Genomic DNA, 11,485 nt, shown 5'->3' with positions numbered 1-11,485 from the left:
ACGCTCGCGGAGCGAGACAATGAAAGTCATGGCGCAGCTGGCGATGGTGATGAACCTCGACAAGTGCATCGGCTGCCACACCTGTTCGGTGACCTGCAAGCAGGCCTGGACCAACCGTGCCGGCACCGAGTACGTGTGGTTCAACAACGTCGAAACCCGTCCGGGCCAAGGCTATCCGCGCACCTACGAGGACCAGGAGCGCTGGGGCGGCGGCTGGGTACGCGACAAGAAGGGCCGGTTGCGGCTGCGTGACGGCGGACGCTTCCACAAGCTGTTGCGGATCTTCGCCAACCCCAAGCTGCCCACCATCGACGAGTACTACGAGCCGTGGACCTACGACTACGAAAACCTGACCACCGCACCCGCCGGCGACACGTTCCCGACGGCCGCGCCGAAAAGCCTGATCAGCGGCAAACCGATGAAGGTCTCCTGGGGGCCGAACTGGGACGACAATCTGGCCGGATCGCCGGAAATCCTTTCCGAGGACCCGATATTGAAGAAGGTCAGTGACGAGGTCCGGCTGAAGCTCGAAGAGACCTTCATGTTCTATCTGCCGCGGATCTGCGAGCACTGCCTGAACCCATCCTGCGTGGCGTCGTGCCCGTCGGGTGCGATGTACAAGCGCAGCGAGGACGGCATCGTGCTGGTCGACCAGGACCGCTGCCGCGGCTGGCGCATGTGTGTGTCCGGATGTCCTTACAAGAAGGTCTATTTCAACCATAAAACCGGCAAGGCCGAGAAGTGCACGCTGTGCTATCCGCGAATGGAGGTCGGCCTGCCGACCATCTGCTCGGAGACCTGCGTGGGCCGGCTGCGCTATCTGGGCCTGGTGCTCTACGACGTCGACCGGGTGCTGCAGGCCGCGTCGGTGGAAAACGACACCGACCTCTACGAGGCGCAGCGACGAATCCTGCTCGACGCATGCGATCCTGAGGTGATCGCCGCCGCCCGCGCGGCCGGTATCTCGCAGGAGTGGATCGAGGCCGCGCAGCGCTCCCCGGTGTATGCGCTGATCAATACCTACCGGGTGGCGCTGCCGTTGCACCCGGAATACCGCACGATGCCGATGGTCTGGTACATCCCGCCACTGTCGCCGGTGGTCGACGCGGTCAGCCGTGACGGTCACGACGGCGAGGAACTGGGCAATCTGTTCGGCGCGCTGGAGGCGCTGCGCATCCCGATGCAGTACCTGGCCGAACTGTTCACCGCCGGCGACACCGCCGTGGTCGAGGGCGTGTTGCGCCGGCTGGCGGCGATGCGTTCCTACATGCGCGACATCAACCTCGGCCGGGAGACCCAACCCCACATCCCGGAGTCGGTCGGGATGACCGAAGAGCAGATCTACGAAATGTATCGACTGCTGGCCATCGCGAAATACGAAGAGCGCTACGTCATTCCGACCGCGTTCAGCCCGCAGGCGCGCGAGCTGGAGCAGATGGGCTGCTCGCTGACCGGCGACGGCGGCCCGGGCATGTACGAAGACGGCGGGCCGGTGCCCGTCTCCGTGGAGACATTCCATGCCCAACAGCGTTCGACCCAGGTAGACCTGCTGACCTGGGACGGCGACCAACCACCGGTCGGGATGTTCCCGGAAAAGCAGCAGCGATGAAGCTGCGCTCCCGATCCCGCGAACCCGCGATGCGCGACCGGCTGGTGTGGCAGGCGGCGTCACTGCTGCTGGCCTACCCCGACGACGGGCTGACCGAGCGCCTGGACACCGTCGAGGGCCTGCTGGCGCACCTGGACGGGACCGTCGCCGACCTGCTCGGGCGAACGGTCGCCGCGCTGCGGGCCGCGGAACCGATGGCCGCCGCCATGGACTACGTCGCCACGTTCGACATGCGCAGGCGCGCCACCATGTACCTGACGTACTGGACGGCGGGGGATACCCGCAACCGCGGGCGGGAAATGCTGGCCTTCGCCACCGCCTACCGGGAGGCGGGTGTGGAGCCGCCGCGCAGCGAGGCGCCGGATCACCTGCCCGTGGTGCTCGAGTTCGCGGCGACCGTCGCACCCGGGGCGGGACGCCAGTTGTTGACCGAGCACCGCGTCCCGATCGACGTGCTGCGGTCCGCGTTGGCCGACGCCGCGTCGCCGTATGAGCACACCGTGGCGGCGGTGTGCGAGACGCTGCCGGCGGCCACCGACCAGGAAGTGCGCCGGGCGCAACGTCTGGCAGAAGCCGGCCCGCCCGCGGAAGCCGTTGGGCTGCAACCGTTTACCTTGACCGTGCCGCCTCGACGCGAAGAAAGAGCGCCCGATGTTTAGCAATGTATTGTTCTGGGACATCACTCCTTACGTCACGCTGGCGGTCTTGGTGGTCGGACTGTGGTGGCGATACCGTTACGACAAATTTGGCTGGACCTCACGCTCTTCGCAGATCTACGAGTCGCGGCTGCTGAGCATCGCCAGCCCGATCTTCCATTTCGGCATCCTCGCGGTGTTCGCCGGGCACGTGATGGGATTGTTCATCCCGCCGCGGGTGACCAAGGCGCTGCATGTCAGCGACTACGTCTACCACCTGCAAGCCGTCATCGCCGGATCCATTGCGGGCTTTGCGACGCTGGTGGGCGTTGGTTTGCTGATCTACCGGCGGTTTACCCGCCCGGCGGTGTCGGCGGCCACCACCCGCAGCGACAAGGTGATGTACGTGGTGCTGGTGCTGGCGATCGTGGTGGGCCTCTACTGCGACCTGATCGGCACCGGCCCGCATGGCGGCGAGTTCCATTACCGCTACACCGTCGGGATGTGGTTCCGGCGGATCTGGCTCTTCCAGCCGCACGGCGAAGTGATGATCAACGCACCGCTGGACTATCAGTTGCATGCCCTGATCGGGATGGTGCTGTTCACGCTCTGGCCATTCACCCGGCTGGTGCACGTGCTGAGCGCCCCGATCGCCTACCTGTTCCGGCCCTACATCGTCTACCGCAGCCGCGACGTGGCCGCATCGGACCAGTTGGTCGGTTCGGCGCCGCCCCGTCGCGGCTGGTAGGGCCGTCCCCCAGGGCGCGCCGAGACTGCGCCCAACGCGCCGAGACTGCGCACAGCGCGCCGCTCGCTCGCTTGCGGTAGCGCTGTACGCAGAGTCGATGTACGAGACAGCGCCGGACGCCGATTTTCGCGAACCGGCCACCGGGCTGCCACAATCACCGACGTGCCATTCCGCAATGTCGCCATCGTCGCGCACGTCGACCACGGCAAAACCACGCTGGTCGACGCCATGCTGCGACAATCCGGGGCGCTGGCCGAACGGGGCGGGCTGCAGGAACGCGTGATGGACACCGGCGACCTGGAGCGGGAAAAAGGGATCACCATCCTGGCCAAGAACACCGCCGTGCACCGCCATAACAGCGATGGCACCGTGACTGTGATCAATGTCATCGACACGCCCGGACACGCCGATTTCGGCGGCGAGGTGGAGCGCGGGCTGTCGATGGTGGACGGGGTGCTGCTGCTGGTCGACGCGTCCGAGGGCCCGCTGCCACAGACCCGCTTCGTGCTGCGCAAGGCGCTGGCCGCGCACTTGCCGGTGATCCTCGTCGTCAACAAGACCGACCGGCCCGACGCGCGCATAGCCGAGGTAGTCGAGGCCAGCCACGACCTGTTGCTGGACGTGGCCAGCGATCTCGACGACGAAGCAGCCGCAGCCGCCGAGCACGCGCTGGGCCTGCCCACCCTGTTCGCATCCGGACGCGCCGGGGTGGCCAGCACCACTCAGCCGCCCGACGGCCAGATTCCCGACGGCGACAACCTCGACCCGCTGTTCGAGGTCCTCGAAGAGCACGTGCCGCCGCCGAAAGGCGACCCGGAGGCGCCGTTGCAGGCCCTGGTCACCAACCTGGACGCCTCGACATTCCTGGGCCGCCTGGCGTTGATCCGCATCTACAACGGACGCATCCGCAAGGGCCAGCAGGTCGCCTGGCTGCGCGAGAATGGCGCCGCGACCGCCAAGATCACCGAATTGCTGGCCACCACAGGTGTGGAACGCAATCCCACCGACGAGGCCGTTGCCGGCGATATCGTCGCCGTCGCCGGCCTGCCGGAGATCATGATCGGCGACACCCTGGCCGATCTGGCCGACCCCGTCGCGCTGCCCAGGATCACTGTCGACGAGCCGGCCATCTCGGTCACCATCGGTACCAACACCTCGCCGCTGGCCGGCAAGGTACCCGGCCACAAGCTCACTGCCCGCATGGTCCGCAACCGGCTGGACGCCGAGCTGGTGGGCAACGTGTCGATCCGGGTCCTCGACATCGGCGCACCCGACGCCTGGGAGGTGCAGGGCCGCGGCGAGCTGGCGCTGGCCGTGCTGGTTGAGCAGATGCGCCGCGAAGGCTTCGAATTGACCGTGGGCAAGCCGCAAGTGGTGACCAAGACCATCGACGGCAAGCTGCACGAGCCGTTCGAGGCGATGACCGTCGACTGCCCCGAGGAATACGTCGGCGCGGTCACCCAATTGATGGCCGCACGCAAGGGCCGCATGGTGGAGATGGCCAACCACACCACCGGCTGGGTCCGGATGGATTTCGTGGTGCCCAGCCGCGGCCTGATCGGGTGGCGCACCGACTTCCTCACCGAGACCCGCGGCACCGGCGTCGGCCATGCGGTGTTCGACGGGTACAAACCGTGGGCTGGGGACATCCGGGCGCGGCACACCGGATCGCTGGTCTCCGACCGGTCCGGCACCATCACTCCGTTCGCGTTGCTGCAACTCGCCGACCGGGGCCAGTTCTTCGTCGAGCCAGGCCAGGACACCTACGAGGGCATGGTCGTCGGGATCAACCCGCGCCCGGAGGACCTCGACATCAACGTCACACGGGAGAAGAAGCTGACCAACATGCGGTCGTCGACCGCCGATGTCATCGAGACGCTGGCCAAGCCGCTCGAACTCGACCTGGAGCGGGCCATGGAGTTCTGCGCGCCCGACGAATGCGTCGAGGTGACCCCGGAGATCGTGCGGGTCCGCAAGGTCGAGTTGGATGCCACCTCCCGGGCCCGCAGCCGGGCACGGGCCAAGGCCCGGGGTTAGCTTGGGGCCGCCTGGGGAGCGCCAGCGTAACGCCACGGCGAAATCCGGCCCGGTTTTGCGCCATGGCGTTACGGTTGCGGGCGGGCGGTACCCCCAGCTCGATACCCTGATGGGCGTGCTGCACCAAGCTCGTCATGTCCTGGTGACGGTCGGCGTGCTGATCTCGACGTTGGGTGTGGCGCTGTCCGGTTGCACGGTCAGCCCGCCGCCGGCACCGCAGAGCACGGATACCACGCACGTCACACCGCCGCCGCCGCCGCATCCCACCCAGATCATCATGGGCATCGACTCGATCGGCGCCGGGTTCAATCCGCATCTGCTCTCGGATCTGTCGCCGGTGAACGCCGCGATCAGCGCGCTGGTGTTGCCCAGCGCTTTCCGCCCGGTGCCCGATGCCAGCTCGCCGACCGGTTCGCGCTGGGAGATGGACCCGACGTTGCTGGTGTCGGCGGACGTGACCAGCGAAAACCCATTTACGGTGAGCTACAAGATCCGGCCCGAGGCGCAATGGACCGACAACGCCCCCATAGCCGCCGACGACTTCTGGTACCTGTGGCGGCAGATGGTCAGCCAGCCGGGCGTCGTCGATCCGGCCGGCTATGACCTGATCACCGGTGTGCAATCGCTCGAAGGCGGCAAGCAGGCCGTGGTGACCTTCGCGCAGCCATACCCGGCCTGGCGGGAGTTGTTCAACAACCTGTTGCCGGCGCACATCGTCAAGGACGTGCCCGGCGGTTTTGCCGCGGGGCTGGCCCGCGCGCTGCCTGTCACCGGGGGGCAGTTCCGGGTGGAGAACATCGACCCGCAGCGCGACGAGATCCTGATCGCCCGCAACGACCGGTACTGGGGGCCGCCTGCCAAACCCGGCCTGATCCTCTTCCGGCGGGCCGGGGCACCCGCGGCGCTGGCCGATTCGGTGCGTAACGGCGACACGCAGGTGGCGCAGGTGCATGGCGGTTCGGCCGCCTTCGCGCAGTTGTCGGCCATTCCGGATGTGCGGACCGCGCGGATCGTGACACCGCGGGTCATGCAGCTGACGCTGCGGGCAAACGTGCCGAAGCTGGCCGACACGCAGGTCCGCAAGGCGATCCTGGGGCTGCTGGATATCGACCTGCTGGCCGCGGTGGGCGCCGGCAGCGACAATACCGTGACCCTGGACCAGGCGCAGATCCGCTCGCCCAGCGACCCGGGCTATGTGCCGACCGCGCCACCGGCGATGACGACCACCACCGCATTGGGGTTGCTGGCGGCATCCGGATATGAGATCGACAGCAACACGTCGGCGTCGACTGCGCCGCCGGGACCGGGTTCGACCACACCGGTGAGCACCGGGCCGCCTGAGGTGATCCGGGGCCGGGTCAGTAAGGACGGCAAACAGCTTTCGCTGGTCATCGGGGTGGCGGCGAACGACCCGACGTCGGTGGCGGTCGCCAATACGGCCGCCGACCAACTGCGCAACGTCGGGATCGACGCGACCGTGCTGGCCCTGGACCCGGTCGTCCTTTACCGGGATGCGTTGAACGACAACCGGATTGACGCCATCGTCGGCTGGCACCAGGCGGGCGGAAACCTGGCGACATTGCTGGCCTCCCGTTACAGCTGTCCCGCGCTGCAAGCCACCCAGGTCCCGCCACCGGCTTCGCCGGCGGTTACCCCGACCGGAGCGACGCCGACCGTGGCTCCAGACACCGTTGTGCCCACGCCGCAGCCCGGCCCGCCGGCCGATCCCGGGGCGCTGGTCAAAGCGCCGTCGAACCTCACCGGGATCTGCGATCGCAGCATCCAGTCGAATATCGACGCCGCCCTCGACGGCACCAAGAACATCAACGACGTGATCACCGCAATCGAACCGCGACTGTGGAATATGTCGACGGTGCTGCCGATATTGCAGGACACCACGATCGTCGCGGCCGGCCCGAGCGTGCAGAACGTCAGCTTGTCCGGCGCGGTGCCGGTCGGCATCGTCGGCGACGCCGGCCAATGGGTCAAGACCGGGCCATAGCAGATCTCGCGCGCCTGCCATCAACCTGGGCAATCCGGCGGTAGGAGGGTACTGCGCCAGTGCAGCTGCGGGAAACATGTGTGTTACCTGTGAAGTTGTCATTAGTCCGTTGTGGAAATCGCCATTTCCGTGTAGCGCCCGCGAGCAAGTTTGTTCACTACACATAGTTGCGCGATCGGACGATGTGATAGTCGGCCGTTCGTCTGTTGACCCGGCAGGAGTGAAGATGTCGTATTTGGCAGCAGCACCGGAGATATTGGCCTCGGCCGCAACGGATCTGGCGGGTATCGGGGCGACGCTCAGCACGGCCAACACGGCGGCGGTGGCGGCGACAACGGGGGTGGTGCCGTCGGCTGCCGACGAGGTGTCGGCGGCCATTGCGGCACTATTTGGCGCGCACGGCCAGGCCTACCAGGAGGCCAGCGCCAAGGTGGCGGCATTTCACGACCAGTTCGTACAGGCGCTGAACTCGAGCGCGACGGCCTATGCCGTCGCAGAGTCGGCAAACGCATCACCGCTGCAGGCGGCGCTGTCTGCCGCCGCGGCACCGACGAGTCCCTTCAAGCAGCTCGAACAAATGCAGATCGGCTTCACGACCTCGTTGGTTAACAACGAGATGAGCCTCAACCATGCGCTGGTCGCCAACGAGGTGGCGCTGGAGAAAATGATCTTCGGCACCGACATTGCCCTCAACGGGGTGATCAACCGCAGCTTCAACGTGGGCAACCTGCTATTGGGAACCGTTGAGCAAACGGGCAATGCTCTCGTGGGTGTTACCGTGCCGGCCAACTTCACCTCCGGGCTGCTGCTGGGCAGTTCGGCCCAGGTCTTCAACAGTGGCCAAATCGGCGGCCTGGTGGGTGCTTTCGACCAAAGCCTCATGGTTCCCACCGATTTGGCCGGCATCTTCGTCGGCAACCCAACGCCGCTGCCGGCGGCGCTGGGCGTCTTCCCGGCCTCGGCCCAAGCTCTATCGACAAGTCCGGTAGCTGATTTCATGGCGCAGCTGGAAACGGCACAGCTCGGCTTCAACACCTCGCTGGTCGCCAACGAAACGAGCTTCAACCATGCCTTGCTCACCAACGAGGTGGCTTGGGAGAAGGGCGTATTCGGCACCGACAGTGCGTTGAACGGCGTGATCAACCGCAGCTTCAATGTAGCCAACCTACTGGTTGGCACCGGTGAGCAAGCCTTCGACGCCGTCGTCGGAGCGCAAGTGCCAGCAAACTTTATCTCCGGTCTGCTGACCGGTAGCGGAGCACAGACGTTCAACGGCGGCCAGATCGGCGGCCTGGTTGGCGCCTTCGATCAGAGCATGATGGTCGGCGCCGACGTGGTCGGCCTCCTCACCGGCACATAAATCAATTCTGGTTGGTCGCCGGCGCCGTCCGCGGGATCACTGTGTCGACGATCAGTTCCAGATCCCTGCGGCTCGGCGGTGTTCCGGTCAGCATGAAGTGCTGGTTGATCAGCGCGGGGCCGACCCGTGCTGTCAGCGGAGTCAGCGTGGCGGGATCAATCTGGCCGTCGCGGGCGGCGGCTTGCAGGATCGATTCGATAACTTTCAGGCGGGGGAACACCACCGCGTTGACGAAGATGGCGCGAAGTTCGGGTTCGTGAATGAACTGACCGATGATTTCCAGCCCGGGAAAGTCGGTTTTGCCGGCCAGCACATCACGGTGAGCGGTGAACAACGTCAACAGGCTTTCCCGTGCCGACCCACTGCTGCGCGGCACGGCAAGGGGCGGCACAGCATGTTGCAGCGCCGCGTGCACCAGGTCGTGCTTATTGGCCCACCTCCGGTACAACGCGGCCTTGCCGGTGTGAGCGCGTGCCGCAATCCCTTCCATGGTCAGGCCGCCGTACCCGACTGCCGCCAGTTCCGCCAATGTGGCCGCATACAGCGCACGTTCGAGCACTTCGCCGCGTCGGCGACTCCGGACGTTCGACCTGTCGTGGGTAGGCTGCGCCATGCTGTGATAGTAGCCGCTCGCGTTCCTACTTGAGGCCGACCGAATGCCGCCCGCGCCGGATGCGCCGTCAGCTTCCCGACTACAGCGACGCCGGATAGGGTGCTAGCCGATGCCTGAGACGCCGCGGCTGCTATTCGTGCATGCCCACCCCGACGATGAAAGCCTCAGCAATGGCGCAACGATCGCCCACTACACCGCCCGGGGCGCCGTGGTCCATGTCGTCACCTGCACGCTCGGTGAGGAGGGCGAGGTCATCGGCGACCGCTGGGCCCAACTCGCCGCCGACCACGCCGATCAACTCGGCGGCTACCGCATTGCCGAACTTACCGCCGCGCTGCAGCTGCTGGGGGTGAGCGGACCCCGCTACCTGGGCGGCGCGGGCCGTTGGCGTGACTCCGGGATGGCCGGCACCGAGCAGCGCAGCAAACGCAGATTCGTCGATGCCGACGAACGTGAGGCGGTGGGAGCACTGGTCGGGATCATCCGTGAGGTCCGCCCGCATGTGGTGGTGAGCTACGACCCCGGCGGCGGATATGGACATCCCGACCACGTGCATACTCACAAAGTCACCGCCGCCGCAGTGGCCGCAGCAGACACCTCAGACTTCCCGGGTGACCCGTGGACGGTGCCGAAGGTTTACTGGACTGTCTTCGGGCTCAGCGCATTCCGCGCGGCCAAGCAGGACTTGGCCGCCGAGGACCTGCGGCCCGAGTGGGTGATGCCGCCGGACGAAGTGCCCTTCGCCTTTCCGGACGAGCGGATCGACGCCGTCGTCGAGGGGGACTCGCATGCGCAGGCTGCCAAGGCCGCGGCGCTGGCGGCGCACGCCACCCAGGTGACCGTCGGGCCGACCGGCCGGGCCTGCGCCCTGTCCAACAACATGGCGCTGCCGATCGCGGCTCAGGAGCACTATGTGCTCGCCGCGGGCGTCGCGGGGGACCGCGATGAACGTGGCTGGGAAACAGATCTGCTCGCCGGTCTGGGCTTCACCGGTTACGGCACGTAGGCTGCCAATCAGGCAGCCACGGAAGGAATTCGCATGGACCCCGACCTGGACCCTAACCTGCAGCACTGGCAGGACCGGCTGGACAGCCTGCAGTGGGTCATCGGCTCGATCCTCTCCCAGATCGACAGCGTCCCAACCTGACCGAAACTCAGCCGCGCGCCGTCTCGGGTGAAGAGACCGCCGCCTCCACCGACCCCGCGATACGTGTCGTTGTCTTGGCCTTGCTGGCCGTCGACGGGGTGTTATCCGCACTAGCCGGGGCTCTGCTGCTGCCGTCCTACATCGGTTCGGTGCCCTTCCCGATCAGCGCTGTGATCAGCGGACTAGTCAATGCCGCGCTCGTGTGGGCGGCCGCGCGATGGACCACCTCGCCGCGGGTGGCCGCGTTACCGCTGTGGACATGGTTGCTGACGGTAGCGGTGTTGAGCTTGGGGGGTCCGGGCGACGACGTCGTCCTGGGTGGACGAGGGCTGATGGCCTTTGGGGCGTTGATCCTCATCGGGGCGGGGGTCGCGCCGCCGGCATGGGTGCTTTGGCGGCTCCGAATCCACCCCTGACCGTTACGGCCGGTTACGGCAGCGGTGGCCAGGGCGGGAGGAAGCCGCGGATCCAGCTGATCTCGGTGTTGATGAACTGGTTGACCGACGCCGTGGTGGCCGACCAGAAGTTGCTCAATCCCTGACTGAAGGTGATCGTCCCGTCCAGCCAGTCCAGCGTATTGAACAGGCCGCTCTGCACCATCGGCTCGAACAGGTAGTAGAAGAAGTTGATCTGCGGCGCCAAGATGCCGATATACGGCACCCAACCTGCCGCCCAGGAGGCGACGCTGAAGCCCCATTGCACCCACGGCTCGGCCCAAAGATAGAAATTCTGGATGGCAGTGGCCACCGACACCGGTATGACCGCTGCCGGAGCCGCGGCGGCGCCGGCCAAGGGCCGCAGCAGCGCGCCGCTGCCCGCCAGAGCGCCGAGCCCGCCGGTGGGCGGCAGTGTCAGCGCGCCGACGGCCGCGTTCCCACCGAGCGCGCCGGAACCCAGCGCACCGGATAGGGCGCTGGGTGCCGGGCTCACCGCGTTGGGCACCAGGCCGGTGGGCCCGGTCAACGGTTGCCCCAGCAATTTCGCGGGCGCGGTCACCGCCCCCAACAAGGTCTTGGCGGCGTTGGCCTCGGCCGACGCATAGGCGTTGGCGCCGGCGCTCAGGGCCTGCACAAACTGGTCGTGAAACGTCGCCAACTGCGCGCTGAGCCGCTGGTACACCTGACCGTGTGACGAGAACAGTGTGGCGACCTGCGCCGAGACGGCATCGGCGGCCGATGCGGTGACTCCGGTCGTCGGAACCGCCGCCGCCGCGTTGGCCGCGCTGATTTCCGATCCGATGCCGGCGACATTCGAAGCCGCCGCTGCCAGCGCCTCCGGCGCCGCGGCCAGATACGACATCGCGTCTGCACCCCCGTTCCACCGTGGTCTGGCTA

At 66.9% G+C, this 11,485-nt stretch carries 10 protein-coding genes; 8 read left to right on the top strand and 2 right to left on the bottom strand.

Annotation, left to right across the window (positions count from 1 at the left end):
* Window positions 1-19: 19 nt before the first annotated feature.
* The 6 genes from narH (at window position 20) to MKAN_RS32500 (ending at window position 8,391) form a co-directional block, all read left to right on the top strand.
* Entirely contained in the window at window positions 20-1,609 is a 1,590-nt protein-coding gene (gene narH, locus MKAN_RS07015; protein ID WP_023366620.1) for a nitrate reductase subunit beta, read from the top strand.
* Window positions 1,606-2,268 (top strand): nitrate reductase molybdenum cofactor assembly chaperone, encoded by a 663-nt coding sequence (gene narJ / locus MKAN_RS07010; protein WP_023366618.1) that lies wholly within the window; start codon window positions 1,606-1,608, stop codon window positions 2,266-2,268. The genes narH and narJ overlap by 4 nt, the downstream gene beginning before the upstream one ends.
* On the top strand, window positions 2,261-2,992 hold the full coding sequence (narI, locus tag MKAN_RS07005; protein WP_023366616.1) for a respiratory nitrate reductase subunit gamma: 732 nt from the start codon (window positions 2,261-2,263) through the stop codon (window positions 2,990-2,992). The genes narJ and narI overlap by 8 nt, the downstream gene beginning before the upstream one ends.
* A 162-nt stretch (window positions 2,993-3,154) precedes the next feature.
* Window positions 3,155-5,029: a translational GTPase TypA gene (gene typA / locus MKAN_RS07000; protein ID WP_023366614.1), complete on the top strand. Its 1,875-nt coding sequence runs from the start codon at window positions 3,155-3,157 to the stop codon at window positions 5,027-5,029.
* 109 nt (window positions 5,030-5,138) lie between these two features.
* Entirely contained in the window at window positions 5,139-7,031 is a 1,893-nt protein-coding gene (locus MKAN_RS06995; RefSeq protein WP_023366612.1) for an ABC transporter family substrate-binding protein, read from the top strand.
* Between the two features lie 226 nt (window positions 7,032-7,257).
* Entirely contained in the window at window positions 7,258-8,391 is a 1,134-nt protein-coding gene (locus tag MKAN_RS32500) for a PE family protein (RefSeq protein WP_036392768.1), read from the top strand.
* 1 nt (window position 8,392) lies between these two features.
* Here MKAN_RS32500 and MKAN_RS06985 read toward each other — a convergent pair whose 3' ends face one another.
* Window positions 8,393-9,004 (bottom strand): TetR/AcrR family transcriptional regulator, encoded by a 612-nt coding sequence (locus MKAN_RS06985; RefSeq protein WP_036392461.1) that lies wholly within the window; start codon window positions 9,002-9,004, stop codon window positions 8,393-8,395.
* Between the two features lie 109 nt (window positions 9,005-9,113).
* Between MKAN_RS06985 and mshB the strand changes: the two genes are divergently transcribed.
* Complete coding sequence (mshB, locus tag MKAN_RS06980; protein ID WP_023366606.1) at window positions 9,114-10,010, top strand: N-acetyl-1-D-myo-inositol-2-amino-2-deoxy-alpha-D-glucopyranoside deacetylase; 897 nt, start codon at window positions 9,114-9,116, stop codon at window positions 10,008-10,010.
* Between the two features lie 92 nt (window positions 10,011-10,102).
* Window positions 10,103-10,567 (top strand): hypothetical protein, encoded by a 465-nt coding sequence (locus tag MKAN_RS06975; RefSeq protein WP_023366604.1) that lies wholly within the window; start codon window positions 10,103-10,105, stop codon window positions 10,565-10,567.
* 13 nt (window positions 10,568-10,580) lie between these two features.
* On the opposite strand, the gene MKAN_RS06970 is transcribed toward MKAN_RS06975, so the two are convergent.
* Window positions 10,581-11,450 (bottom strand): PE family protein, encoded by an 870-nt coding sequence (locus MKAN_RS06970; RefSeq protein WP_023366602.1) that lies wholly within the window; start codon window positions 11,448-11,450, stop codon window positions 10,581-10,583.
* Between the last annotated feature and the right edge of the window lie 35 nt (window positions 11,451-11,485).

The organism is Mycobacterium kansasii ATCC 12478, from assembly GCF_000157895.3.
GTDB lineage: Bacteria > Actinomycetota > Actinomycetes > Mycobacteriales > Mycobacteriaceae > Mycobacterium > Mycobacterium kansasii.
This window is presented reverse-complemented; position numbering and strand designations above follow the sequence as displayed.

Bases quoted from the DNA above. Each gene is read 5' to 3' on its own strand.
- narH (WP_023366620.1), top strand. From the start codon at position 20: ATGAAAGTCATGGCGCAGCTGGCGATGGTGATGAACCTCGACAAGTGC.
- narJ (WP_023366618.1), top strand. From the start codon at position 1,606: ATGAAGCTGCGCTCCCGATCCCGCGAACCCGCGATGCGCGACCGGCTG.
- MKAN_RS06970 (WP_023366602.1), bottom strand. From the start codon at position 11,450: ATGTCGTATCTGGCCGCGGCGCCGGAGGCGCTGGCAGCGGCGGCTTCG.
- narI (WP_023366616.1), top strand. From the start codon at position 2,261: ATGTTTAGCAATGTATTGTTCTGGGACATCACTCCTTACGTCACGCTG.
- mshB (WP_023366606.1), top strand. From the start codon at position 9,114: ATGCCTGAGACGCCGCGGCTGCTATTCGTGCATGCCCACCCCGACGAT.
- MKAN_RS32500 (WP_036392768.1), top strand. From the start codon at position 7,258: ATGTCGTATTTGGCAGCAGCACCGGAGATATTGGCCTCGGCCGCAACG.
- MKAN_RS06995 (WP_023366612.1), top strand. From the start codon at position 5,139: ATGGGCGTGCTGCACCAAGCTCGTCATGTCCTGGTGACGGTCGGCGTG.
- MKAN_RS06985 (WP_036392461.1), bottom strand. From the start codon at position 9,004: ATGGCGCAGCCTACCCACGACAGGTCGAACGTCCGGAGTCGCCGACGC.